Source organism: Neobacillus sp. 204, assembly GCF_046562815.1.
GTDB lineage: Bacteria > Bacillota > Bacilli > Bacillales > Cytobacillaceae > Neobacillus.
Map to the genome: position 1 here is coordinate 280866 of NZ_JBJORY010000007.1, position 25429 is coordinate 306294.

Annotated in this window: 22 protein-coding genes and 1 tRNA gene; 10 read left to right on the top strand and 13 right to left on the bottom strand. The window is 39.2% G+C overall.

All coding sequences use genetic code 11. From position 1 onward, the window contains the following. From rbsD to ACJ004_RS16570, 3 genes are read right to left on the bottom strand one after another with little or no spacing between them, the layout of a single operon-like run. Positions 1-396: a D-ribose pyranase gene (gene rbsD, locus ACJ004_RS16560; RefSeq protein ID WP_410894225.1), complete on the bottom strand. Its 396-nt coding sequence runs from the start codon at positions 394-396 to the stop codon at positions 1-3. Next, complete coding sequence (gene rbsK, locus ACJ004_RS16565; protein ID WP_410894227.1) at positions 393-1298, bottom strand: ribokinase; 906 nt, start codon at positions 1296-1298, stop codon at positions 393-395. Before rbsK ends, rbsD begins: the two co-directional genes overlap by 4 nt. Further along, on the bottom strand, positions 1288-2292 hold the full coding sequence (locus tag ACJ004_RS16570) for a LacI family DNA-binding transcriptional regulator (protein ID WP_410894228.1): 1005 nt from the start codon (positions 2290-2292) through the stop codon (positions 1288-1290). The genes rbsK and ACJ004_RS16570 overlap by 11 nt, the downstream gene beginning before the upstream one ends. Positions 2293-2938: 646 nt before the next feature. On the opposite strand from ACJ004_RS16570, the gene ACJ004_RS16575 reads away from it, so the two are divergent. After that, entirely contained in the window at positions 2939-6646 is a 3708-nt protein-coding gene (locus ACJ004_RS16575) for a polysaccharide deacetylase family protein (protein WP_410894230.1), read from the top strand. Positions 6647-6920: 274 nt separating this feature from the next. Here ACJ004_RS16575 and ACJ004_RS16580 read toward each other — a convergent pair whose 3' ends face one another. Continuing rightward, complete coding sequence (locus tag ACJ004_RS16580; RefSeq protein WP_410894232.1) at positions 6921-7559, bottom strand: hypothetical protein; 639 nt, start codon at positions 7557-7559, stop codon at positions 6921-6923. A gap of 239 nt (positions 7560-7798) precedes the next feature. Between ACJ004_RS16580 and ahpC the strand changes: the two genes are divergently transcribed. Both ahpC and ahpF read left to right on the top strand, forming a co-directional pair. Continuing rightward, positions 7799-8362 carry an alkyl hydroperoxide reductase subunit C gene (gene ahpC / locus ACJ004_RS16585; RefSeq protein WP_410894234.1) on the top strand — a complete coding sequence of 188 codons (564 nt, stop codon included), beginning with the start codon at positions 7799-7801 and terminating at the stop codon, positions 8360-8362. A 13-nt stretch (positions 8363-8375) separates the two neighbouring features. Next, positions 8376-9905 carry an alkyl hydroperoxide reductase subunit F gene (ahpF, locus tag ACJ004_RS16590; protein ID WP_410894236.1) on the top strand — a complete coding sequence of 510 codons (1530 nt, stop codon included), beginning with the start codon at positions 8376-8378 and terminating at the stop codon, positions 9903-9905. A 171-nt stretch (positions 9906-10076) separates the two neighbouring features. Here the strand turns inward: ahpF and ACJ004_RS16595 are convergent, their stop codons facing one another. Next, positions 10077-11006 carry a phosphate ABC transporter substrate-binding protein gene (locus ACJ004_RS16595; RefSeq protein ID WP_410894238.1) on the bottom strand — a complete coding sequence of 310 codons (930 nt, stop codon included), beginning with the start codon at positions 11004-11006 and terminating at the stop codon, positions 10077-10079. Positions 11007-11329: 323 nt separating this feature from the next. Here ACJ004_RS16595 and ACJ004_RS16600 point away from each other — a divergent pair, with 323 nt between their 5' ends. Both ACJ004_RS16600 and ACJ004_RS16605 read left to right on the top strand, forming a co-directional pair. Continuing rightward, the gene (locus ACJ004_RS16600; RefSeq protein ID WP_410894240.1) at positions 11330-12067 is read left to right on the top strand and encodes an EAL domain-containing protein; all 738 of its coding nucleotides are present in this window, start codon (positions 11330-11332) and stop codon (positions 12065-12067) included. A gap of 27 nt (positions 12068-12094) precedes the next feature. After that, complete coding sequence (locus ACJ004_RS16605; RefSeq protein WP_410894242.1) at positions 12095-12313, top strand: CBS domain-containing protein; 219 nt, start codon at positions 12095-12097, stop codon at positions 12311-12313. A 171-nt stretch (positions 12314-12484) separates the two neighbouring features. On the opposite strand, the gene ACJ004_RS16610 is transcribed toward ACJ004_RS16605, so the two are convergent. From ACJ004_RS16610 to ACJ004_RS16625, 4 genes are all read right to left on the bottom strand, one after another. Then, complete coding sequence (locus tag ACJ004_RS16610) at positions 12485-12595, bottom strand: hypothetical protein (protein ID WP_410894244.1); 111 nt, start codon at positions 12593-12595, stop codon at positions 12485-12487. A gap of 20 nt (positions 12596-12615) precedes the next feature. Next, positions 12616-13218, bottom strand: a complete 603-nt coding sequence (locus tag ACJ004_RS16615; protein WP_410894246.1) for an SDR family NAD(P)-dependent oxidoreductase — start codon at positions 13216-13218, stop codon at positions 12616-12618. A 253-nt stretch (positions 13219-13471) separates the two neighbouring features. Beyond that, positions 13472-14884 carry an amino acid permease gene (locus ACJ004_RS16620; protein WP_410894248.1) on the bottom strand — a complete coding sequence of 471 codons (1413 nt, stop codon included), beginning with the start codon at positions 14882-14884 and terminating at the stop codon, positions 13472-13474. A 197-nt stretch (positions 14885-15081) separates the two neighbouring features. After that, positions 15082-15402, bottom strand: coding sequence for a hypothetical protein (locus tag ACJ004_RS16625; protein ID WP_410894250.1), 321 nt, complete (start codon positions 15400-15402; stop codon positions 15082-15084). Positions 15403-15568: 166 nt separating this feature from the next. Between ACJ004_RS16625 and ACJ004_RS16630 the strand changes: the two genes are divergently transcribed. The 4 genes from ACJ004_RS16630 to ACJ004_RS16645 all read left to right on the top strand — a co-directional run bounded on the left by ACJ004_RS16630 (position 15569) and on the right by ACJ004_RS16645 (position 21293). Continuing rightward, the gene (locus ACJ004_RS16630) at positions 15569-16780 is read left to right on the top strand and encodes an MFS transporter (protein WP_410894252.1); all 1212 of its coding nucleotides are present in this window, start codon (positions 15569-15571) and stop codon (positions 16778-16780) included. Positions 16781-17076: 296 nt separating this feature from the next. Further along, positions 17077-19293 (top strand): glycerophosphodiester phosphodiesterase family protein, encoded by a 2217-nt coding sequence (locus ACJ004_RS16635; RefSeq protein WP_410894254.1) that lies wholly within the window; start codon positions 17077-17079, stop codon positions 19291-19293. 297 nt (positions 19294-19590) lie between these two features. After that, positions 19591-19794 carry a DUF3311 domain-containing protein gene (locus ACJ004_RS16640; RefSeq protein ID WP_410894256.1) on the top strand — a complete coding sequence of 68 codons (204 nt, stop codon included), beginning with the start codon at positions 19591-19593 and terminating at the stop codon, positions 19792-19794. Next, complete coding sequence (locus ACJ004_RS16645) at positions 19794-21293, top strand: sodium:solute symporter family protein (RefSeq protein WP_410894257.1); 1500 nt, start codon at positions 19794-19796, stop codon at positions 21291-21293. Before ACJ004_RS16640 ends, ACJ004_RS16645 begins: the two co-directional genes overlap by 1 nt. An 87-nt stretch (positions 21294-21380) precedes the next feature. Here ACJ004_RS16645 and nagZ read toward each other — a convergent pair whose 3' ends face one another. Then, positions 21381-23138, bottom strand: coding sequence for a beta-N-acetylhexosaminidase (gene nagZ / locus ACJ004_RS16650; protein ID WP_410894258.1), 1758 nt, complete (start codon positions 23136-23138; stop codon positions 21381-21383). Between the two features lie 357 nt (positions 23139-23495). Between nagZ and ACJ004_RS16655 the strand changes: the two genes are divergently transcribed. Beyond that, a complete protein-coding gene (locus ACJ004_RS16655) occupies positions 23496-24278 on the top strand; it encodes a 3D domain-containing protein (protein WP_410894259.1) in 783 nt (260 codons plus the stop codon). Between the two features lie 240 nt (positions 24279-24518). Here ACJ004_RS16655 and ACJ004_RS16660 read toward each other — a convergent pair. The 3 genes from ACJ004_RS16660 to ACJ004_RS16670 all read right to left on the bottom strand — a co-directional run bounded on the left by ACJ004_RS16660 (position 24519) and on the right by ACJ004_RS16670 (position 25220). Further along, positions 24519-24620 (bottom strand) — tRNA-OTHER (locus tag ACJ004_RS16660). Between the two features lie 113 nt (positions 24621-24733). Then, positions 24734-24994: a hypothetical protein gene (locus ACJ004_RS16665; protein ID WP_410894260.1), complete on the bottom strand. Its 261-nt coding sequence runs from the start codon at positions 24992-24994 to the stop codon at positions 24734-24736. Positions 24995-25013: 19 nt separating this feature from the next. After that, positions 25014-25220, bottom strand: coding sequence for a hypothetical protein (locus ACJ004_RS16670; protein WP_410894261.1), 207 nt, complete (start codon positions 25218-25220; stop codon positions 25014-25016). Between the last annotated feature and the right edge of the window lie 209 nt (positions 25221-25429).

A 25429-nucleotide genomic window follows, 5' to 3' on the forward strand; every position in this document is an offset into this window, starting at 1 on the left:
TTAGAAAATCACTCCTGCGTGTAAAATGATGTTGGCATAGGGAGTGGCCTCCCCGGTCCGAATTACAGCCTTCGCTTGCTTCGATAACGTCTTTAATTCTTCATGGGTAATATAGTCAATAGAAATGCCATTTACTAGATTTGTAACTTGTTCGTCTATATCCGGATTAAGTTCTTTGATTTCATGAGCAAGCGTTACTTTCTCCACTGCCATATCCGCTAATAGTTCTTGCAGTGTTTCCATAAAGGATGGTGTGCCTAGGTTTAGGGCAAGGTCAATTCGGATCGTCTCTTCCGGGATAGGCAGACCGCAATCAGCAATGACGATCGTATCCGTATGCCCAAGCCTTGAAAGGACTTCGGAAATGTGACTATTTAATATGCCGTTTTTCTTCATAAAATTTCATTCCTTTCCCGTAAAAACGCCTGAACTTCTTCCATAGTTGGCATGCCCCCTTGGGCCCCAAACTTAGTTACCGAAAGGGCCGCAACTGCGGATGCAAACTGGCAGGCCTGCTCTAAAGAGGCCCCTTGGCTGATGGAATACGCGAAACCTCCATTAAAGGAATCTCCTGCACCAGTCGTATCAACAACGTCTACTTTAAAACTAGGAATCTCTCTTTCTCCATCTTGAAAAAAGGTGATCCCCTTTGAACCCCTGGTAATAATACATTTCTTAACCATCTCTTGCCGCTCTTGCTCGGTCCATTCAATCGAATCAAAGAGTAATTGCTGTTCATACTCGTTTGGCGTGAGATAATCGACCTTTGCTAACAATTCCTTTGGAAGCGGTTGAATCGGTGCCGGATTCAAGATCACCTTTACCTGATGCTTGCTGGCAAGTTCCACTGCTTTTTCCACACTCTCTAGTGGAATTTCAAGCTGAAGCAACAAAATATCACTGGTAGCAATGACATCCTCAAACGATGCTACAAGCGCTGGTGTCACATGATAATTCGCACCTGGAATCACAATAATCTGATTATCTCCATTGGCGATGGTAATGGAAGCGATCCCCGTCGAGGAATCTGTAACCGGTTTCACATTAGACACATTGACACCCTGATTTTCCAAATGCTTCACTAAATCCTGACCGAATAAATCTTGTCCGACACAGCCAATCATGGTCGTTTCCGCCCCTAATCTTGCAGCGGCCACCGCCTGATTGGCTCCTTTTCCTCCGGGAATGGTATGAAAGGTTTCTCCCATCACCGTTTCACCTAGTGTTGGTACTCGATCGGTACTCGTTACTAAATCCATATTGATACTGCCGATAACTGTTATTTTTCTATTTTTCAACTGTTGTCACTCCCAAAGCCTTTGTTGATTGGCCTTTCATTAACGAAACTTGAAACAGATGATCGAGCTTCTCGACCGTCTTCCCCTCAATCAATTTAAGCAACAGCTCCCCTGCTGTCGCACCCAGTTCATAAATCGGCTGTGCCATCGTCGTGATTTCAGGACTAGTCAATTGGCTAAGCTGGATGCCATCAAAACCAATTAACGAAAGATCAGTTGGTACTCGAATCCCAAGTTTACTAGCCGCCTTTAAAACACCCACCGCCATATAGTCATTCCCTGCAAAAATTCCATCAATATCAGGATTCGTCAGGAGTAACCTCGTGGTTGCCTCTGTTGTCTGCTCTACGTGATAGTTTCCATCCACCACTAAATCTGGATGAAACCATGGTTCATTCTCCACTTCGGCTAAATAGCCCTTATACCGTTCATCCGAATTGCTAATCGTGTATGGACCGCGAATATGGGCAATCTTTTTGCAGCCAATCTCCTTCAAATACTGGACTGCTTGCCTGGCCCCATCAAAATTGTTAACGGAAACAGAGGGCAAATCGCTGCTGATCGGCCTGTCTAAAGCGACAATCGGGATGTCTCTACTTTCAATATGCTTAGGCGTTAACGTACTAGTGACAATAATAATGCCGTCCACATATTTCTGCTTCATTACATCCAAATACATAATTTCCTTTTCCACTTTCCCATCCGAATTACAGAGGATTAATGTATACTCCTGACTGCTCATCACATCTTCAATCGCTCTTGCCACCTCAGGAAAGAACGGGTTCTTAATATCTGGAACAATGAGGGCAATCGTCTTCGACTGTTTCTTAAAAAGACTTCTAGCCACCTCATTGGGCACATAATTCAACTCGGAAATAGCGAGCAAAACCTTTTTTCTCGTTTCCTCATTGACATACCCTTTATTATTTAAAACTCTAGAAACAGTGGCAACAGACACGTTTGCTACAGCTGCTACTTCTTTAATGGTGCTCATGCTGTTCCCTCGCTTTCTTTAATGATTATAGGGAGACTGTAACCCGTTACATATTTGTGAAAAAAATTTTAACTCTACTAGATTTCCTTGTGTAACCCGTTACACATCGCTCAAAAATAGAGTTGGTTAATAGTGTTTCATCCTGAAACTAATCTTATGTAACCCGTACACTAATTCTAAAAAAAAAGAGTTGGTATTCTATCGAATCTAATCAGTGTGTAACCCGTTACACACTGATTAAAAAAATATCAGTTATTAAAATTTGTAATCGCTTGCAATTTCATTTTTATTTTAGGCGCTATTATATTTGAAGTCAACACTTTTTCTTCTTAATTATTCAAGGATAACTTAATTGTTTGGTTTTTATCCACATTTCGCATGGAAAGTAAGTAACATATACCAAAATTTATCCTCCATTACCATTTAAAAATTAAAAGAACTTTTTCAGCTACCCCCAAAATCTTAGTATAATTATCTAAGCTTTTGGAGATGGTCATTTTTTGTCGAAAAACCTTCCTTCCGCAAGAAACGCGAGAGTAAGGATTACTTTCAGTTACTATTTCAGTGAGTTTTTTGCAGTTTTACCTGTATAAAATCAATCTATTATTATACATTTTTCGAAACTACCCCTATAGGAGGAATCTAAGTGAATAGAGTTTTTAGGTGGATTGTTAGATCATTATTTGCACCTGTCACGGGAAATGCGGGGGCAGTAGCAAGTACACTTGGTTTTTTTCTAGGATTTTTACCATTAGATAGTTTAAGAATTCCATTATTGCTTGTTCTTTCGCTTTTGTTGCGTCTAAATATTATTGCCTTATTCCTTGGAACGTTAATCCCAATTTTTATTCCAAAGATGAGTCATTTACCCATCCTGGATTTAAGCCGATTAGAGGATTACTGGATCATTTCGACCCTAAAATCGAAAATCCAGCTTTCACAATCCCTTGCCCCAGGGATCCTGGGAGGAGTAATTGGTCTTGTCTGCTACTTTTTCTTCCATTGGTTTTACAATTTAGGGCTGAAAAAGAAAGAGAGAGATCAAGAACATGTTTTTCTTGATCCAGCCAAAAGACGCTGGTCCATAATCAAGCGCATGAGCGCAGGCTTTACGGTGTTAATTATTCTAGTATCGACTCTTTTCATTGAGAGTCTTAATTCGAACCCAGAATTTCCTGAACTACAATTGAATAAAAGCGAAGCATCGGGCGGGATCGAGCCGATTAATCAAAGTTTTAGTGCAGAACAGCTCGCCACACAGGTACAAAAAACGAATCCTTCTCCTCTTAGTCAAAAAAATATGGAGCCATTGACCCAAAACCAACTAATGAGGAAACAAGAAGTTTATGGTTTTTACGTCAATTGGGACAAAAACAGTCATACTTCTTTTAAAGAGAATATCGATTCTATTACAACATTAGTGCCGGGCTGGATGCATCTCACCTCTGGTCTTACCCTAAAAACCAGTACGGACAAGGCAATTATTGCTGAGGCCAAAGCCCATAATATCAAGATTCTCCCATTAGTGAATAATTTTAATGATAATAAATGGGATGGCGAAGTTCTTCACCGCTTATTTATTACTCCCGGTGCTGAGGATCTTTTTATTAAAAAGATTTTGGATTATGTGAGAACAAATAAATTTGACGGAATAAATATTGACTTGGAAAATATCAATCCAAACGACAAAGAAGATTTCACTCAATTTATCGCTAAAGTTTATGAGGCATTTCATCAACATGATCTCATGGTCACAATGGATGCTCCGCCGACTGACAACAATATTAACTATGCTTCTTTAGCACCTAACGTTGATCGCATGATTGTCATGCTTTATGACCAGCACGAACCGATGAGTAAACCTGGATCTGTGGCTGGAACTGATTGGGTTAAGGCGAACTTAAACCAGATCAATATTCCTGCTGAAAAATTGATTGTGAGTTTGGGAAACTTCGGATACGACTGGAAAGAAAACTCCAATCAGCCCGCAAATACGATGACGTACGAGGAGATCATGAATTTGGGAATTGGAACCAATCTCCAAATCCACTGGAATAAACAAATAGGCAATCCTTATTTACGCTACAAGAAAGACGGAAAGAACCATACTGTTTGGTTTTTAGATGCGGCTACATTTTATAATCAAATGAGGTTAGTGATAGATCACGGCTCAAGAGGAATAGCGGTTTGGCGCCTCGGTTCTGAAGATCCTTCGATCTGGAATTACATCAATAGACCAAAGGAAATGAACGAACCATCCAATGCGCTTGAAACCCTAGTCAGTCAAAAGTCTGTTCATTTTTCAGGGGCTGGCGAGATTTTAAAAATTGCTTCTCAAGCAGAAAACGGAAAAAGAGCGATTCAGTTGGATTCACAAGGGATGATTCAATCCGAAGCCTATATGAAATTACCAAAGCCTTTAGAGGTAGTACGGTATGGCAAACCGTCATCAAAGGAAGTCGTCCTTTCCTTTGATGACGGTCCGGATGAAACCTATACACCACAAATATTGGACATTTTGGACAAAAATCAGGTAGAAGCGACCTTCTTTATCCTTGGAGAGAATGCTATGCAGCATCCAGAACTGGTTAAAAGGATATATAGAGAAGGCCACGAAATTGGCAACCATACCTTTACCCATCCTGATATTGCATCGATCACACCATTTCAAACGAAAATGGAGCTCAATGCAAATCAGCGTTTATTTCAGGAAATTACCGGTCATTCGATGACCCTTTTCCGTCCACCGTATGTGGCCGAAGCGAAACCAAGTAAAAGGAACGAACTGGAGCCGATATTGCGAGCACAGGATTTGGGTTATACGACAGTCGGTGAATTAATTGATTCAGATGATTGGCAGGGACTTTCTAGCGAGGAAATAGTGAAACGGGTATTGAATCAACTGCCAGAAGGAAATGTGATTTTGCTGCACGATGCTGGCGGTGACCGCTCTAATACGGTAAAAGCCTTGCCGATTATTATTAACGAACTTAAACAGCGCGGCTACACATTTACCTCCGTTGCTGATCTCATTGGAAAAAGTGATAGTCAGATTATGCCTTCTACTAACCAGGACAGCCCTTATTTGGTCTATGACAAGGCTGTATTCAAGGTCCTGCAAGGCTGGCACTTCGGATTAAGCTTTCTGTTCTACTCAGCAATCGCTATAGGAATCTTGCGACTGGCTATCTTCGTTTTCCTTTCTAGAAAGCAGGTAAAAAGGTATAAAGAGACCGAGATCGACCCAAACTTTACCCCTTTTGTTAGTGTGGTTATTGCTGCCTATAACGAGGAAAAGGTAATTTGCAAAACCATAGATTCTATTCTATTGAGTGATTACCCTGCTTTTGAAATACTGATTATTGACGACGGATCAAAGGATGATACGGCTGATATCGTTCAAAAGACTTATGCAGACCATCCACTCGTCAAATTAATTCAAAAAACCAATGGCGGAAAATCTTCGGCTGTGAATCTTGGTTTTAAAGAAGCAAAAGGGGAAATCGTGGTTGCGCTTGACGCTGATACACTTATCGCTGAAAATGCGATTTCCTTACTTGTCGGCCATTTTAAAAATGATCATGTTGCCGCGGTTTCAGGTAATGTGAAGGTCGGCAATAAGGGGAACCTCCTTACAAACTGGCAGCATATCGAATATGTGACAGGCTTTAACCTAGAGAGAAGGGCCTTTGCAGCGCTCAACTGCATTACGGTTGTACCAGGTGCAATCGGTGCATGGAGAAAGACGGATGTAGAAGAAGCCGGATACTTTCAAGAAGATACACTGGCAGAGGATACCGATATCACGCTTACTCTTTTACGCTCGGGGAAAACGATTGAATTTGAAGAAAAGGCTTATGCCTATACGGAAGTGCCGGAAGATATTAAAAGTCTGGCAAAACAGCGTTACCGGTGGGTTTATGGTACGTTACAATGTTTATGGAAACATCGTGAGGCTTTATTCAATAAAAAACATAACTCATTAGGCTTTATCGCCCTTCCAAATATGTGGCTATTCCAATATATTTATCAAACCATCTCGCCTATTGCAGATATATTGTTTATTCTATCCCTGTTTAACCCGCACCCTGAAAAAGCAGTGATTGGATTTATGCTTTTTTACTTGCTGGATTTCCTTACAGCTCTATATGCGTTTCGATTAGAGAAAGAAAGTCCGAAACCACTAGTCACCTTGTTTCTACAACGTATCTTGTACAAACAGTTGATGACCTATGTGGTGATTAAATCCATCTTCTCGGCCATAAAGGGAGTAACCGTTGGTTGGGGTAAACTAAAACGTAAAGGTAATGTAACTAAGGAAACCTCGATTGTGAAGGTTAAAGAAACGATGTAATGAAATCCGTGCGAAGGTCTTTCCCGTTTGGGAAAGATCTTTTTTAATAGAAAAGCGGAAGCACCCGTTTAGCGGCGTATGGACTGGAGCGCTTCGACTGAGATAAAGGAAACACGAAGAGCGCCAGCGCATTCGTGCTTGACTTATCGTAGGGAGAAGAGCGAAGTACACTAGCCGCTGCGTGCTGGAGCTAGACAATTCTCAAATTTAACAGCTATATAATTTTTTGTAACATAAAAAGGATCACCATCTTTCGGTGATCCTTTCAGATAAATTACATTTTCTTTCCATTGTTTTCCTTTGTATCCCTACGGGTCTCAGCAGCTTCTTTTGCTGCTTGAGAGACTTGTTGTCCACGGTTGGTATTTGTTGTGGTTGTAGTAGATGTAGTAGTTTTCTTCGATGTAGTAGTCGTCGCAGGTCTTGGCGTTGTTGTTGGCGCTTTTGTGCTTGTCGCAGGTTTCGTTGTTGCAGGTCTCGTTGCTGCAGGTCTCGTTGTTACAGCAGGCCTTGTGGCTGCACTTGTTGCAGCAGTTCTCGTTGTCGTGGATTTACTTGATGTTGTTGGTGCTTTTGTGCTTTTTACAGATATCGGTGTTGCAACAGGCTTTGTGGTTGTTTTCACATTCGTATTAGCAGGACTAGTCGTAGTTCTACTGTTAGATTTTTCTATATTCTGTTGAACGGCAGCAGCAATATCATGGTCTTGTCCATTCATTATTGACTTTTGAGCTATGTTCTTCTTGGCCGCTTGGTCAATTATATCCGCTTTTTTTCGGTCTGCGGATATCCTGAAAGGATTTTCTTTTACCAATTGTCTAGTAAGTGAATTATCTAACATGGCATTGGCAACAGAAAACGTAACAGATCCCGCTAATACCATGGCAAGGGCTCCCTTGGTTACTTTTTTCATGTTATTCCCCTCGTGTTTTTTGTGTGTTCATACTAATAAAATACGAACGACCCAAATGTCTTAAGGGGGTAGGAAAGAAAATAGAGTCTATTAACATTCCCAATGCAAGCAAAAAAAGTGGAACATTCTATTTGACAAAGTAATAGGTTTTATATAATAATAGTTTTTGTATTAGAATTAATCTAATTTAATAGTTTCTATTTAATAATACTAACAACATAATTAGGAGGAAATTAACTATGTCATTAATTGGAAAAGAAGTAAAACCATTCATAGCGAACGCGTACCATAACGGTGATTTTATCACTGTTAGCGAAGAAAACTTTAAAGGTAAATGGAGTGTAGTTTGCTTCTACCCAGCAGATTTTACATTCGTGTGTCCAACTGAATTAGAAGACCTGCAAAAGGAATACGCAACACTAAAAGATCTTGGCGTAGAAGTATATTCCGTTTCCACAGATACTCATTTTACACATAAAGCATGGCATGATAATTCCGAAACAATCGGCAAAATTGAATATATTATGATTGGCGACCCTTCACAAAAAATCTCTCGTAACTTTGATGTACTAGACGAAGAAGAAGGTCTTGCACAACGCGGTACGTTTATCATCGATCCAGAGGGCGTTGTACAAGCTGTTGAAATTAATGCTGACGGCATCGGCCGTGATGCTAGTACTCTTGTCAACAAAATTAAGGCAGCACAGTATGTTCGCAACAATCCAGGTGAAGTTTGCCCGGCTAAATGGCAAGAAGGTTCTGCAACACTTAAGCCAAGCCTTGACCTTGTAGGAAAGATTTAAGGAGTAGATTCAAATGTTACTAGATGCAGATATAAAATCACAGTTAGCCCAATATCTTCAGCTGATGGAGGGCGATGTGCTGCTCAAAGTTAGCACAGGGACCGATGACGTATCCCGTGACCTATTGGTTTTAGTCGATGAATTGGCTGCCATGTCACCGAACATTAAGATAGAGAAAACCCAATTACAAAGAACGCCAAGCTTTAGTGTAAATCGTATCGGCGAGGACACTGGCGTAACATTTGCTGGTATTCCGCTAGGTCACGAATTTACTTCATTAGTGTTAGCTCTACTACAGGTTAGCGGAAGAGCTCCTAAGGTTGATCAGAACGTAATGGATCAAATCAGAAACATGAAAGGCGAATATCATTTCGAATCTTACATCAGCCTAACCTGCCACAATTGTCCGGATGTAGTCCAAGCACTAAACATCATGAGCATTCTTAACCCCGGTATTACTCATACCATGATTGATGGTGCTGAGTTCAAGGAAGAAGTTGAAAGCAAAAACATCATGGCCGTACCAACTGTATTTCTAAATGGTGAATCCTTCGGCAGCGGCCGTATGACACTTGAAGAAATTCTAGCTAAGATGGGCAGTGGTTCGGATGCATCAGAGCTTTCTGATAAGGAACCATTTGATGTGGTTGTTGTTGGAGGCGGTCCAGCTGGAGCAAGTGCAGCCATCTATGCAGCACGTAAAGGTATTCGGACAGGGATTGTGGCTGAACGCTTTGGCGGACAGGTTATGGACACCATGGGTATTGAGAACTTTATTGGGACGAAATATACGGAAGGTCCTAAACTCGCAGCAAGTCTCGAAGAACATGTGAAAGAGTACAACGTGGATGTCATGAATTTACAGCGTGCCAAGCGTTTAGAAAAGAAGGACCTAATTGAAATTGAACTTGAAAACGGTGCGGTTCTAAAGAGCAAGACTGTGATCCTTTCAACCGGTGCCCGCTGGCGTAATATTGGCGTCCCAGGTGAAGCAGAGTTCAAGAACAAAGGTGTAGCCTACTGTCCTCATTGCGATGGTCCATTGTTTGCTGGAAAAGACGTAGCTGTTATTGGCGGCGGTAATTCCGGTATTGAAGCAGCCATTGATCTCGCAGGGATTGTGAATCATGTAACGGTTATTGAGTTTTCGCCAGAGCTGAAAGCTGATTCTGTCCTACAAGACCGACTTAACAGCCTGCCTAATGTAACGGTTATAAAGAATGCTCAAACAAAAGAAATTACCGGTACTGACAAGGTTAACGGCATTTCTTATATCGACCGTGAAACAGGAGCAGAGCATCACGTTGAATTACAAGGTGTATTTGTTCAAATTGGTCTAGTACCAAATACGGATTGGTTAGACGAAACGCTTGAACGGACCCGCTTCGGTGAGATCGTTGTAGATAATCATGGCGCAACCACCATTCCTGGTGTGTTTGCTGCAGGCGATTGTACCAATAGTGCCTATAAGCAGATCATCATTTCTATGGGATCAGGTGCTACTGCAGCTTTAGGTGCATTCGACTACCTCATCCGCAATTAATGCTATTTTTCAAAGTCGCTTCACTATCTTTCCGGTAGTAAAGCGACTTTCTTTTTTTGGGGGAGCTTGTCTCAATATAGCCCAAAAAAGTACCCAATAGGTAGACCTTTTTTGTGTCTAACACTATCGGGTACTTTTTACTTTACACTTACCTTTTTTGAACTCTAAAATTTATTTATTAGTTTGATTTCCTTTAGCATCGCGTTCTACTGTCATTTTTGATACAGGAAGATATCCTTGTTCCTTTAATAGAGTGTTTTGGATATCATCAGACATCATGTAGTCAAGGAATGCTTTTGCAAGATCTTTAGCCTCACCCTTTGTATAAGAGTGTTGATAAGCCCAAACCGGGAATTTACCAGATTGTACATTTTCTTCATTTGGTTCTACACCATTAATGGCAAGTGGTGTTACAGATTCGTCAGTAAAATAAGAGAACGCTAGATATCCAACGGCACCTTCAGTTTCATTAATAATCTTTTTAACAGTGTTAGAAGAATCTTCCGTAATTCCTTCAGCAGGTGTTGCTCCATCAAGTGCAAATTTATTGAATACCGCACGAGTTCCTGATGAGTCAGGACGGTTTACTAGAACAATCTTTTGATCTGCTCCGCCAAGTTCTTTCCAGTTTGTAATTTTTCCAGTGAAAACTTTAATTAAATCTTCTTTCTTAATATCTTTAATACCAACTTTAGGATTAACAGCCGCTGTCATACCTACAACAGCTACTTTATGGTCAACGAGTTGATCAGCAGGAATTCCTTCTTTTTCTTCTGCAAAAACGTCTGAATTACCAATCTGTACAGATCCTTCAGCAACTTGTGATAAGCCCGTACCAGATCCACCAGCATTAACTTGGACATCGACATTTGGATTTTCAGCCATAAATTCTTCTGCAGCCGCTGCTACTAATGGCTGCATCGCAGAGGAGCCAGAAATAGTTAATGAGCCGGAAAGTTCTTGCTTTTCTTCAGTTTTTGCCGTTTCTTTCTTCGTAGTTCCTTCTGTCTTATCTGTAGATGTAGAGCCTCCACAAGCTGCTATGATAACCATTAACGCAGCTAGCATTGTAAGTAGGCTAAATTTTTTCAAACTTTTCATTTGCCTTATTTCCCCCTAAGAATCATATGAATTTATTGTTTTGCCCCACAGTATTAAATATAGGACAAAAGTATTAATTTAATTTCAATTTAATGTAAAGGTTTTGTAAAACAGGATTTTTCCGTTTTAGTAAATCGAAATAACCTATCTATTATTCTTCTATTCAATTTTATAATAATATTTAAAAACAGATTGATTTTATTCTCTTTCATTTTTCCTAAAAAAGAGCATTTTTTTACACTCCCTTTACAAAATATTAATACTTTCGTAGTAAATTAGGATTATAATTTTAAAAATTAGAAACTTAGGATAGGACTTAGACAATGAACCAAACTTTTGATTTACCAATCTCCAACATTAAGCTATCTGAACCTCTTACTTTTTCCCATGTATTTCAGCCTATATTTTCACTGCAGGACGAAACCATTTATGGGTTTGAAAGTTTAATAAGAGGTAAAAAAATTCAAAACCCTCAATTTCTATTCGCTTTGGCTGAAAAGCAAAAAAAACTATTTGATCTTGATATGTCTTCCATTTTGCAGAGCATTTTCTCTTTTAATAAATGTATATCATCAAAAGATAAAGACGTATATCTAACCGTTAATATCTTTCCCTCTACAGTATTAGAACCATCCTTTCTTTGCTTCATTGAAGACATGATGAAAAAGGTAAATATTACACCTAACAAAATCATTTTTGAAATAAATGAAGCTGAGACTGTGCACAATTTCAAAAAACTCAAGGAAATAGTGCGATATTTAAAAGAATTCGGTTTTATGATTGCACTTGATGATTTGGGGAAAGGACAATCATCTTTAAGAGTAGCACTTGAGCTAGAGCCGGACATGGTAAAACTTGATCAATACTTTTCCATAGATTTAGAGAGATCAATAAAAAAACAACGCTTTTTAGAATGGATTACCTCCTATTTTAGAGAAGCTGGAACACTCGTAACACTTGAAGGCATTGAAACGGAATCACAATTATTCACTGCAAAGCAAGCAGGTGTCCCTTATGGTCAGGGATATCATCTTGGAAGACCGGTACCTTTAATTATTTAATCATCATTATGAGTTGGAGGTGAATAAATGCAACTAGCGATTGGGGAAATTGTAGAGAAAGTAACAAAAGTAACACCTTACACAAAGTGTGAGGAAGTGTATAAATCTTTCAAGGAAATTCCTTCTTTAGAGGGGGTTGTGGTTTGCTTGAATGAGGTACCAGTTGGACTAGTAATGAATACACATTTTTATCAAGCACTTTCCACTAAGTATGGATTTAATCTATTTATGAATAGAGGATTGTAAAAATCTGCATTATGACCTTCGATAATTACTTCATCACAGAAAATCACAATTAAGTGACTGGATTCATTATCTCATTGTTTCTCCTCCCTCATAAATAGAGACTTAACCTATAATAGATTAAGCCTCTTTGTTTTGTAGGATTAGCAGGGGCTAATAGTCTGTTAATCACGGCTATTCGCTGATAATCATTAGTTCCGTTCCCAATTCAATTGAAGATATTTCTTTACTTTCTAAGTACAATGTACCCGGTAATTCTGGAGTTGTCGCTCCATCGAAACGCAAAGTAATATGACCTAGAATAGTTAGATTTCGTTGAACGAGATTACCAAAATGCCAGGGGCAAGGGCAACCACACGGATATTAAATTTGCCTAATTCCTTTGCCCACGCACGTGTGAATGAAATCACAGCACCCTTTGTGGCGGAGTAGCAGCTTTGTCCAGCAGAACCTTCCTGGCCAGCTTCCGAAGCAACGTTAATAATGACTCCTTTATTTTGTTTTACCATTTCTTTAGCAGCAGCCTGTGCACAAAGGTAAGGTCCTTTTTGATTGACTGCTACCATGAAATCGAAGTCTTTCTCATTCAGTTCATATTCTGGTCTTTCACCCACAACATCAACTAACAATCGAGGAAGGTTTACACCAGCATTATTTACTAGGATATCCACTGAGCCAAACATTTCAACCGTTTGAGCTACCATATTAGCTACGCTTTCTCTTTTTGTTACATCACATTTTATAAAATAAGAACCATCAGTTTGTTGTCCTTCTTCACCATTTATATCAGAAACAACTACCTTAGCACCGTTCTTGATTAATTCTCTGGAAATTTGTAATCCAATGCCAGAGGCACCTCCTGTTACAATCGCCACTTTCCCTTCTAACTCAAGCCAAGAACTACTCATACCTTTTCCTCCTAGTGCTTTTTTTTAAGCGGTTTCATTTATGTTTTAAGTATAAGTAGATTGAAAGAATAGATTAATACATACTTTTTCACATTAAATTGAAAACGATTGCTTTATTAGAGATTATAAAATAAAGAGGATAGGCTTAGGCCTGTCCTCTTCGGTTACTTCAATGGGAACGCAGAGGAATTTGGATTCAATAGCAAAAGACGTTAAGGTGACCCTTTACTAAAAAATCCCTGTAGTTGGTTGGTTATTTTAATTCATTTTTACGAAGAAGATAATAGCTCGATTTATAAATAAGCCAATAGACTATCGATAAGATGAATATTAGAACGAAGCTTATCAATACGCCCATTCGTTGTGTAGGATGGAGAAAACATCCGGAAACGGCGACAAGAATAAAGGCTATCCCCACAATCGAGGTGACTGGATAGCCTGCCATTTTAAAGGACCCTTCCTTGTGATTAGCTTGTGAACGTAATTTAATTTGGGAAGAAAGAATAATCGTCCAATTCAAAATGAGCATAACACCAGCGGCTGTTGTAATATATTCGTATAGCTTGCCAGGGAGTAAGAAGGAGAAAATAAGTGAAATCGTTACGGCCAAACCTGTTAAGAACAAAGCTTTGAGTGCCGTCCCCCTGCTGTTCTTTTGGGCCATTGCTTGTGGTGCTGCTCCGTCCTCCGCCAAGGAAATCAGGATATTGGTAACAGAAAAAAGTGCTCCCACCATTGTTGAAAAAGCGGCACTAATGATAATTAGATTAAATATCGAGTCCATATACGGGATATTAAAAGAAGCCATGGCCGTAACGAAAGGACTTTCTGATGCATCAATCTTTGTCCAGGAAACCATATAGAGGACAAAGAAGATCGATAAGATATAGACAGCTACAAGGGCAATCAACATGCCAATCCCCGCTTTAGGAACATCCTCTTTCCTTTTCAGCTCAGTGGCTGCAATTCCAATCACTTCAATTCCTCCAAAGGAAAAAAAGACAAATATTAAGGCAGCCCACATTCCTTTAATCCCGGCCGGAAAAAAGTGGTGAGATAAGTGGTGTTCATTTAATGAAACAGCGTGCGGAGAAATGATCTTGGTAAGCAGCAGTACACCAAAAACAATAAAAATAATTAACGTAGCTAATTTTATGATCGCAAACAAGGACTCAATAGTTCCAAAGTTTTTGACTCCCAGAAAGTTTATTCCAAAGGCCACTCCAACGTAAGCAAGAGTAAAGATCCAAAGTGGAACATGGGGAAACCAAAATTTTGTAAAGGTTGCAAGTGCAACAGCTTCACTTGAAATAATCAATACTCCTGCTATCCAGTACATCCATCCTGAGATAAAACCCAACGAATTTCCGAACGCTTTTTTGGCATAGGTGCGAAATGAGCCTGGACTGGGATCCCTGACAGTCATTTCAGCCAGTGCGCTAAAAACAAAGAATGCGGTTATTCCAGCGAATAAATAATTGATTAATATAGCAGGTCCGGCCGTTTTAATGGACAAGCTCGTACCGAGAAAAAAGCCTGCCCCGATGATAGAGCCAATTCCTATTAGTGACAGTTGCCACCAGTAAAGACCGGAGGCCTTACCTTGACTACGATTCTCTCTCTTTTTTTGCTTAATATGCTGTTTGATTACATGTTCATTTTCCATAAGAACTTCCTTTCCCACTACAATTAACAGTAGAATTCCCTAAAATGAGCAGGTCATTCTAGGCCTAGGAAAGGAAAATATTTCAAAATATGATCAACATGAGATTTCTTCAGTTGACTTTCCGAACCGGAGAAATCTAGCATCATTCGCTACGTAGAAATTATTTTTCAAATTCTTCATTGGTATGATTTCTCGGTTCATTTTATTTGATCAGAGGATTGAATCCCTACAAATCTTTTATGCTCCTCAATAACAAGCTGGATAAATTTTTCGCGCTCCCATTCACTACTTTTGAGAATTTTAATATTTTCAGGCTTCTTTAAGTAGCGTTTTACCTTCTTGTTATGCCAAATGATGTAATTATATCGAACATCTTTATTCAATTGCGAAAACCATTCATCTTCCTTTAATTCTTCAATGTGTTTTTCTAGTTTTGACTTTGGAGTAGGGATGATTGCCTCTAATAAACCACCAATCAAATCACCAATCAAATCAACTATAAAATCAATAATGATCATCAAAACTACTCCTTGCCCTTAAAAGATTTTTCATAGCAATTTAATAATATTATTGGAGGGGGTAGAAGTAAACATAAGTATGTGCATATCAATCATTGGAAGGTTTTTCTATCTTTTTGTAGAATCTATTAAACCTCGGAGTGTGTATTGAGAGGGGGAATTTGGAATGTTTACAAATACGGATGACATAGCGAGGCCGGAGCAATCCAACATGTCTAAAAAGTTAATCTTATTAATGTCGCTCGCCTGTGGGATGGTAGTGGCAAATCTTTACTATAATCAACCGCTTCTTGCAGAGATGGGGCGAACCTTTCATGCGACTGCAACCCAAGTTGGCAACATTGCCATGTTTACACAAATTGGCTATGCCGTCGGGATGTTTTTATTTGTACCATTAGGTGACATGAAGGAACGCAGGCAGCTGATTGCCATTTTATTAATAGCCGTAGCGATTTCCCTGATAGGGGTTGCCACTGCACAAAATCTTCTCTGGATGAACATCGCGAGTTTGGCAGTGGGAGTGACAACGGTAGCCCCACAAATCATCGTTCCCCTCGCAGCACAAATGGCAGCCCCTATTGAACGTGGCAAAGTGATCGGCAGTGTCATGAGTGGGTTATTCATTGGGATTCTATTAGCGAGAACTGTTTCTGGACTGGTTGGCGGAAGCCTTGGCTGGCGTACTATGTATTGGCTCGCCGCAGCGATGATGTTGGCGTTAGCGATCATTTTGCGGACCTTTCTTCCAAAAAGTTACCCAGAATCACGTTTATCTTATCCTCAGCTCTATAAGTCCATCTGGCATTTAATTGTTACCCAGCCGATTTTAAGAGAAGTTTCTTTCGTCGGTGCGATGCTCTTCGGCAGTTTCAGCGTATTTTGGACGTCCCTATCATTTTTTCTCGAAGGAGAACCCTATCATTATGGCAGTGAAGTGGCAGGATTATTTGGCCTAGTGGGAATTGTAGGAGTAGCAGGTGCACCTGTAGTCGGCCGTTTGGCAGACCGATTCAACGCAAAGACAATGGTTGGCCTATTGGTTGGGATCACCCTATTATCCTATCTATTCTTTGGGTTTTTTGGAACATCCTTATTGGGGTTGTTCATTGGCGTGATTCTCTTAGATTTGGGTGTCCAGGGTGCACAAGTCTCCAATCAGACCAGAATCTACAGCTTAATCCCAGAGGCCAGAAACCGTTTAAATACCGTTTATATGGTTAGTTATTTTCTGGGCGGTTCACTCGGATCTACCCTTGGCGGCTATACGTGGGGGTTGTGGAAATGGCAAGGAGTTTGTTTGACGGGCGGCTTGATGATCCTCATAGGACTGATCGTCTGGGCCGCGCATCTGACAAAAAAAGATAAAACGAAGGCATAGCTATTCCCCAACAAGGGCACCATCTTCCCTCATCAGCATGGTGCCCTTGTTTGTATGTTTAAATAACAATGAACTTCTTTTTAACTTTCCTATCCTCTTTTTGAAAGGCACATGCCCTTTAAACATTTATAGGTAATTATCCCTGTAAAAATAGTTCTATTTTCAATCTTTAATCATAAGAAAAAGGTACTGTTTTTGTGCGTTTTACTAAATATTAACACTCTATCAATTAAGGCTTTACAATTCTCCTATACTTTTAAATTGAAATACATAAACTTATAGGAGATGAATTGAATATGAAAAAGAGTTTAATAGCCGGATTAGCTTGTTTGACACTTTCGGTAACAGCAGCGGCTCCTTACGCTGTTTTCGCCCATCCCATTCAAAGCACGGCTACAGATAATGGACAATCGACCTTACGACCGCTTACCTCTGATGTAGCAGTAATTGCTCATCGCGGGGCATCTGCCTACGGCCCGGAACATACACTCGCCGCCTATAAACAGGCGATGACGATGAAGGCGGATTATGTAGAATTCGATTTACAGATGACGAAGGATGGCCAATTGATCGCCATGCATGATGAAACCTTGGCAAGAACTACCAATGCAAAGGAACTTTACCCAGACCGCGCACCATGGAGGGTAAAAGATTTCACTCTTGAAGAAATCAACCGCCTGGATGCAGGGTCATGGTTCAATAAAGCATACCCGGATAAGGCAAAAACAGAGTACATTGGACAGCATGTTCCAACGCTTGAGGAAGCAATTGAATTTGTCAAAAAACATGGTGACGGAAAAGTCGGCCTTTACATGGAAACAAAAGCGCCTAACGTTTATCCAGGTATGGAAGAGAAAGTAATTGAAATTTTGAAAAAAACTAATGTACTTGATAACGAAAAGCTTTTTCTTGAATCATTTAGCGAGGAAAGCCTTCGTAAATTAAAATCTCTAGCCCCTAATGTAAGGCTGATTCAACTGTATACAGGAAGCATGCTGGCAGGCAAGGATGTTTATCAGGAAATGAAACGTATCTCTGACTATGCTGCCGGCGTAGGTCCTAGTAAGGAACTTGTTGTTCCGAAACTAATGGAAGCCGCTCATCAGAATCAGCTTCTAGTGCATCCATGGACAGTCAATGCTCAGGACGATATGGTTTCCTTGCTTTCCCTTGGTGTGGACGGAGAGTTCACAAACAATACTGACCAGCTTGTTGATTTACTGGACAAGCCGTTTATTTCACATGGTGTAGCAAGCGGGGATGTAACGGATTCGTCGGCGATTTTATGGGCACGAACCAATGAAGCTGCAAAAGTTCAGTTTGAAATTTCCACTGACAGTAGTTTTAAACACGATACAATCGTCAAAACAAGCCCTTCTGTTGACGAGCATGATTATACGGTAAATGTAGAGATCAACGGATTGAAGCCGGATACTACCTATTATTATCGCGCACATGCCGTGTCCAGCCACTATGCTGTTAATGGAGAATTCAAAACAGCACCAGAACAAAACAGCTTAAAACCAATGACAGTAGTATGGGGCGGAGATACTGGCGGCCAAGGAGAAATTCCGCCCTTTAAATCTTTCAAAGCCATGTCATCATTAAATCCCGACTTCTTCCTGTTCAGCGGGGATACTATCTATGCTGATAATAAGACACCGGCTGTGCCTAACCCTCCTTCTCAAACCGTTCAGGATTTCTGGGCGAAATATAAGGAGAACCGTACGGATGCGGGATTACGCGGCCTTTTACAGAAAACAGGAACGTTTGCTATATGGGATGATCATGAAGTGACCAATGACTTTTCAGGTCCTTCCCAGCCGTTGACTCCATCTGGGTTGAGTGCGTTTAAGGATTATTGGCCAATTTCAAGTGAACGCAGTTCTGCGGACAAGCTTTATCACAAGTATTCTTGGGGTAATGCAATGGATATGATCATTCTTAACAACCGTGGCTACCGCTCTCCAAACACCATGGCAGATGGACCGGATAAAACAATGCTCGGCGAAGAACAAGTAAAATGGCTGGAACAGCAGCTTCTTGAATCAGATGCCAAGGTTAAATTTGTAGCGACTTCCGTGCCAATCTCCGTTCCGACCGGAAAGGAAACTGCTAGGGATGGATGGGCAAATGGAAATCAAGTAAATCCTAATGATGTAACAGGATATGAGAACGAGTTTAAAAAAATCTCTGATTTTATTATTGAAAAAGGAATCAAAAACGTTTATTTTGTCACAACCGATGTCCATTTTGCCGAAGTCATCAAATATGATGCCAATCATGACGGCAAAACAGATTATCACGAATTAATCAGCGGTCCGATTGGAGCAGTAAAAATCAATCCTGGTACACTGGATCCCACCTTCGGCCCTGAACGTTTGTATGCGGAAGGTAATTTCTTCAACTTCGGTGTGTTCCATGTAGACCCAGCAAAAAATCAAGCAGGCGTGGAAATCCGGGATGAAAACGGAAAGGTTCATTTCAGCCAAACGTTCCTGCTTGAAGACTAGAAAATGGTAACTTTATTTAATTTAGCAGTTGGAACATTAAATAAATGAAAGAAAGAGAGCTAACCCCACAAGGAGATTATTACTTGTGAGGTTAGCTCTTTCTTTTTTAAATAAGTGTAAAAAGTAATAGTTTGTTAATTTGAATTTTATAAATAATTAAAAAATTATCTTGTAATCTCCTTCCAAAATTGTTACTATTACGTACATGAAAAAATTATTTAACAATACTATTGGCGAAACAATATTACTATTCGTTTATAGTAAAAAACTACTATGATCAAACAGGAGGTTCTTCATATGGGCAGAAAATTCATTAAAATAGTATTGATTATACTCCCTTTTATTTCTCAGTTAGCGGTCCTACCTTTCGTCAATCGCATCGACCCGATTGTTTTAGGATTACCCTTCCTTCAATTTTGGCTGTTTCTATGGATAGTTTTAACGCCATTATGCACATTTGGGATTTATCAACTACAGAAATCAGAAGGGAGTCTTGACTAATGCATGGAAATTTGACAGCTTTGTTAATCACAGTATTCATTGTCTTGACCGTTGTATTGATAGGATTCGTAGCAGGGCGAAATAAATCTTCCCGAAGCTCCGTGGAGGAATGGTCTGTTGGCGGCAGGCGCTTTGGCGGATTGCTGGTTTGGTTTTTAGTAGGAGCAGATTTATATACAGCCTATACATTTTTAGGACTAACAAGTACAGCCTATGCTGGAGGAAGTCTTGCATTCTTTGCAATTCCTTATTGTATTTTAGCCTATTTTGTTTCTTACTTTTACCTTCCAAAACTATGGAAAGTAGCGAATCAATTCAAGTTAACCACACTTGCAGATTATGCGCGAGAGCGTTTTGGCAGTAAACTTCTTTCTTCTATAATCGCTATTGTCGGCGTATTAATGCTCATCCCGTATATTGATCTGCAGTTAGCCGGGATTCAAGATACGCTTCAAGTAGCTGGAACAGGTTTTATTAATGTCAAGGTAGTCGTGATTACATCATTCCTGCTTGTGGCCCTTTTTACCTTCTTTAGCGGAATCAAAGGCCCTACCTATACAGCCATCATTAAAGATGTACTCGTTTGGGCGATTATGTTATTCCTAGTGGTTTCTCTGCCGATCATCCATTTTGGCGGCTGGAGTCCGATGATTGATACTCTTGTGAAGGAATCACCACAATTACTGACGATTCCTACAGCCGGCCCGAAAGGCATTCCATGGTTTATGACTGCTTCACTTGTTTCTGCCTTAGCATTATTTATGTGGGCTCATGGAGCAACAGGCGTATTTACAGCGAAAAGTGCGGATGCTGTTCGAAAGAATGCCATGTTCCTGCCTTTATATAACATTGTCTTAATCCTAGTTATTTTCCTTGGCTTTGTGGCTTTCCATGTGTTGCCGGAAGGAAGCAATCCAAGGTTTGCGTTTTTAAATCTCATTCAAGTTTCATACGGCGGTATTGGACAAGGGCTTGCTTATTCAACGATTGCCTTAGCATCTCTCATTCCATGCTCGATCATGGCTATCGGTGCGTCCAACTTATTTGCGAACAACATCTATCGTGATTTAATCAATCCCAACGTGAAAGGTGCGAAATTAACGCTTATCACTCGTTCCATGGTGTTTGTGGTCATCGGTCTTGCATTATTATTTGGACTGTTATTCCCTACCGCACTAGTTTCCTTGCAGCTTTTAGGTGTATCAGGAATGGTTCAAATTTTCCCAGCGATTGTGATCAGCTTATTCTGGAAAAATCAAACGAAAGAGGCAACCATTATTGGATTGATCGTCGGGTTGGCAACTACCTTTACCGTTTATGGAACAGGCAGCTCTCATGGAATTTATGAAGGGTTTTGGGGATTATCAGCCAACGTATTAACGATTATTATTTTGAACCCTTTCTTCGTAGCAAAAGCGAAACAACAAACTAATTCTGTAAAAGAGTTTCTGTTTAATCGTTCAAAAACAGCCACAGCCAAACTTAGAAAAGGCGCATAACTAAATAATTACTTTTTAAAATAAACATGAAGAAAAGGGTATCACCTTGATGTTAAAGTGAGGATACCCTTTTTTTTGTCGAATAATTTATTTTGAATAATTATCCAGGAGTTTATTTATTGATTGGTTTATTTTCTCTATATTCACATCTTTCACTTCCGCATTATTTATTTCATATTTCTTTTTTAACTCCAAAATTCTACTGACACTTTCATTTATTCTTTGTTCAGTAATTTCCCCTTTTTGGACAGCGATTTTTAAAGAAGAGATAGTTTCCACTATATTGTTATAATCATGTCCAACTAAAATAATATCGCTGCCAGCCTTGACTGATTCAACTGCAGCCCTGCCAATCGTATAATGGTCGATAATCGCCTTCATTGTCATGTCATCAGTTATTACCACACCGCTATAGTCCAGCTGTTTTCTCAAGATTCCTGTGATTATATTTTTGGACATAGAAGATGGAAAAACAGCATCCAGTTTGGGCAGTAAGATATGGGCAACCATAACAACATCAGCCCCGCTATTGATTGCCCGTTCAAACGGGATTAATTCGAGTTCTTTTAGTTGCTGAAGGCTTTTATTCACAATTGGCAGCTCCAGATGGGAATCAACAGACGTATCACCATGACCGGGAAAATGCTTAATTGTTGTGATAACTTTTTGCGACTGTATACCTTTAAAGGTTTGAATACCAAGCTTACTAACAATTTCAGAATGATTCCCGAATGATCTATCCCCTATAACCGGGTTTTTTGGATTGCTGTTGATGTCAAGAACAGGAGCAAAATCAAGATTGAGACCAAATCCTTTTAACTCCTTCCCTAAAATCGTACCCACATTATAGGAAAACTGAGAATTATTAATGGCGCCAATTTCTTTATTTGGTGGGACATTAACCAAACCGCCAGGAAGCCTGGTTACACGCCCACCTTCTTGATCCACCCCTAATAGAAGCGGCAAATTCGGATCACTTTCAGACTTCAGTTGATTCACAAGCTGCACTGTTTGTGTTGGGTTGACTAAATTCTCCTTATAAAAAATAATCCCGCCAACCTTGTTTTTCGTTAGTAAGTTTTTTGTATTTGTATCCATGGTTGTGCCGGAAATACCTGCGATGATCATTTGCCCAATTTTCTCATCTAAACTCATATCTGATATCTTGTCCGATATGCTCTTTTGTGGGTCAGGTTGATTGGGTTGATCCGCTTGATTTTTTACTTGTGTATAGACTGAAATATGGTCCACTTTTGGATTCGGCTCCTCTTCGGTTGGTTTTGGTAAGATCCACTTTAACTCAGTTAAAGGGTTAACCTGATAAACTAGAATGATTTGATCATGAGTATCATCTTTGTAGTACCGAATCTTATCAGGTTCACCACCTGTCATCTTAATTTCATTTTGCCGGATTTTTTGTAATTTAGGATCAGATAACCTGATATCTGAAACAATCTCACCCAGATAGCCTATGACGACATTTCGACTTTCATATTCTTCGTATCTATTACTTTCTGTTTCCGTTGTTTGGTTCGGTTCTCCCCATTTATTATGTACTTCCTTAGCCTTAGTCTTACCGGAAATAAAAGGGATGGTGGCCAATTTTCCTTCCTTTGCCAGGGAAAATATTTCACTACTATAGGCATGCAGTTCCTGTTTTTTGTCTCCAACTGTTTCTGTTGGTATATCGGTTGAAGTTTGGTGTGCTGGTTTAGAGTCTACCTTTGTTAACTGTTTCAAGCCCCTGTCCTTATCAAAAGCATAAATAACTATAACTAAAATAATAAGGAAAGATAGGCTTGACCAAATAAGTGGTTTCAAGATGGAATTTTTACGTTTTGACATAAAAGGATACCTTTCTATGGCGAACTTACCATTGATTATTTTGTTAGTCTTACATCATGTCTAGTTCATTAATTAATACCTAAATAGAGCGTTAATAACTTAATGACCAAATATAGAATTGTAACATACAAATATGAATCATACCTTTATATCATACAGCTTTTTAATGAATCTAGTTGATTTGAATGGGGCTTTTAGAAAAATATTATTTCCCGAATTTTCATTTAATTTTGAAATATTATTGCAATATAAATGCCTTGGATGTAAACAATTTAACATCTCGCTGTTCTTTGTTTCAGAAAATTCTATGTTACGATTATAAAAACTTAGCAACCAAAGAACATGGAGGGTAAAAGAATGCTTAAAAGAATTATATCAATTTTAGCAGTTGCTGTACTCTCAGTAACTGTAAGTGCTAATGTACAAGCTGCAACGGTAACAGTAAAAAAAGGGGATACCCTTTGGGATCTATCACGCGCAAATAATACTTCTTTAGAAAATATTCAAAAGTTGAATCATCTTACTACGGACCTTATTCACCCCGGGGATGTATTAACCATTGCTCCAGAAAAACATTATATTGTTAAAAATAATGACACACTATGGGACATTGCACTGGATTATCGTGTAACTGTTTCGCAACTTAAAGAATGGAACAAATTAAATACTGATCTTATCCATCCTGGATTAAATCTATTAATCTATGAAGGTTTAAATACTACTACTACTAAGGTTGTAACAGAAAGACCAATCAATCAGGCGGCACAAGCAGCATCTGCAAAGCCTGCAGCGCAGGCACCAAAGGAAAGTGAACCTGAGGTAGAAGCTGCATCAACTAGTAATACAAGTTCAAGGGAAATGACTGTGAAAGCTACGGCCTATACGGCTTCATGTGAGGGATGTTCAGGTACTACAGCTACTGGAATAAACCTTAAAGCAAATCCAAATGCAAAAGTCATCGCAGTTGACCCAAATGTTATACCGCTTGGCAGTAAAGTTTATGTAGAAGGCTATGGTGAAGCAACCGCCGGAGATACTGGTGGAGCCATTAAAGGAAATCGAATTGATGTCTTTATTCCTTCAGAGCAAGATGCAATTAATTTTGGGGTAAAACAATTAAAAGTAAAAATATTAAACTAACATGGCCAAAACCAAGCTATCCTGAGGATCTCAATTAATGAACAAAAAACTGCAACCCCTTTATGTTCCAAGGGGTTGCAGTTTTTTGTTCATTAACTTTATTAAATTATTCGATTGCCCACCTATTTATGATACGGTTCACCTTAACCTCTTTATCGGCGAATTTATTATCCTCAAAACAAAAAAATAAAAAAACCAATCATCATATGATTGGGTATCGATCAATGTTATTAATTAAATTGGTAGCCCACTGCGGATTCGAACCACAACTTCCCCCTTCATAAAAACATGATAATTCATGTTCTTATGGAGGGGAGCGATCTACCGTTAAGCTAGTGGGCTATTTGGATATCTTCTCTAAAATTAATTCTTATACTAAATTTGCCTCTTGTCCAGTAATTCCAAAACGGGTTCCAAGTTCACCTTTAATAGCGTTACTTAAACGTTCCGTATCATTAGTAAATTTTTTTGAATTTCTTATAGTCAATAGCTTCAGCAATAAGCTCAGTTGAAGGTTTACCCAACTCACAGAGGGAATGCGCTATTTTCTTTATAACCCTTGAAAAGAGGATAAAATCATCAAAATTCACTTCATTAAAGTTGTTAGGGCCATTCAAATTGTACAATTCTTTTATTTTACCCTTATACTCGGTAATCCTCTTAAATTCTTTATTTAGTCTGTCTTCAGCAATTGCAGAACGGTGTACTACTGCCACCTGAATATATCGGTAATATTCAAATAACATTACCTCCACTTCTCCAACTTTTTTTTAAAGCCTCTTGATATGTTGAATTAGTATTCTTTAATGCTACTGTTAATTCGCTTTCACTATCTTTTTCATATTTCCATACTTTATTATTCAATCTCTGACTTTCAGACTTATATTCCTCCAAAAACAATTCAGCAGACTGATAGGTAACTACAATATAATTTTTTGCCATTAGAACAGATAAGTCTTCAGGTAGTTTATTGAAATTAACCCTAATATTATGCTTTTCAGAAAGACCTCTAATATAAGAGTCTATATTGCCAGTTTGATTGGCAACAACATTAATTTCTCTAATGGCTAACTCATTTAACTCATTTTTTGCATCAAACTGACCTAGGTGCCCTTTAACTTTCTATAACACTCATATGTAAATCCCATAAT

Excerpts from the sequence above, each read along its gene's own strand:
- ACJ004_RS16595 (WP_410894238.1), bottom strand. The coding sequence starts at position 11,006 with ATGAAAAGTTTGAAAAAATTTAGCCTACTTACAATGCTAGCTGCGTTA.
- ahpC (WP_410894234.1), top strand. The coding sequence starts at position 7,799 with ATGTCATTAATTGGAAAAGAAGTAAAACCATTCATAGCGAACGCGTAC.
- ACJ004_RS16655 (WP_410894259.1), top strand. The coding sequence starts at position 23,496 with ATGCTTAAAAGAATTATATCAATTTTAGCAGTTGCTGTACTCTCAGTA.
- ACJ004_RS16620 (WP_410894248.1), bottom strand. The coding sequence starts at position 14,884 with ATGGAAAATGAACATGTAATCAAACAGCATATTAAGCAAAAAAAGAGA.
- ACJ004_RS16605 (WP_410894242.1), top strand. The coding sequence starts at position 12,095 with ATGCAACTAGCGATTGGGGAAATTGTAGAGAAAGTAACAAAAGTAACA.
- ahpF (WP_410894236.1), top strand. The coding sequence starts at position 8,376 with ATGTTACTAGATGCAGATATAAAATCACAGTTAGCCCAATATCTTCAG.
- ACJ004_RS16640 (WP_410894256.1), top strand. The coding sequence starts at position 19,591 with ATGGGCAGAAAATTCATTAAAATAGTATTGATTATACTCCCTTTTATT.
- ACJ004_RS16625 (WP_410894250.1), bottom strand. The coding sequence starts at position 15,402 with ATGATCATTATTGATTTTATAGTTGATTTGATTGGTGATTTGATTGGT.
- ACJ004_RS16670 (WP_410894261.1), bottom strand. The coding sequence starts at position 25,220 with ATGGCAAAAAATTATATTGTAGTTACCTATCAGTCTGCTGAATTGTTT.
- ACJ004_RS16615 (WP_410894246.1), bottom strand. The coding sequence starts at position 13,218 with ATGAGTAGTTCTTGGCTTGAGTTAGAAGGGAAAGTGGCGATTGTAACA.
- ACJ004_RS16635 (WP_410894254.1), top strand. The coding sequence starts at position 17,077 with ATGAAAAAGAGTTTAATAGCCGGATTAGCTTGTTTGACACTTTCGGTA.
- ACJ004_RS16600 (WP_410894240.1), top strand. The coding sequence starts at position 11,330 with ATGAACCAAACTTTTGATTTACCAATCTCCAACATTAAGCTATCTGAA.
- ACJ004_RS16645 (WP_410894257.1), top strand. The coding sequence starts at position 19,794 with ATGCATGGAAATTTGACAGCTTTGTTAATCACAGTATTCATTGTCTTG.
- ACJ004_RS16630 (WP_410894252.1), top strand. The coding sequence starts at position 15,569 with ATGTTTACAAATACGGATGACATAGCGAGGCCGGAGCAATCCAACATG.
- ACJ004_RS16580 (WP_410894232.1), bottom strand. The coding sequence starts at position 7,559 with ATGAAAAAAGTAACCAAGGGAGCCCTTGCCATGGTATTAGCGGGATCT.
- nagZ (WP_410894258.1), bottom strand. The coding sequence starts at position 23,138 with ATGTCAAAACGTAAAAATTCCATCTTGAAACCACTTATTTGGTCAAGC.
- ACJ004_RS16570 (WP_410894228.1), bottom strand. The coding sequence starts at position 2,292 with ATGAGCACCATTAAAGAAGTAGCAGCTGTAGCAAACGTGTCTGTTGCC.
- rbsD (WP_410894225.1), bottom strand. The coding sequence starts at position 396 with ATGAAGAAAAACGGCATATTAAATAGTCACATTTCCGAAGTCCTTTCA.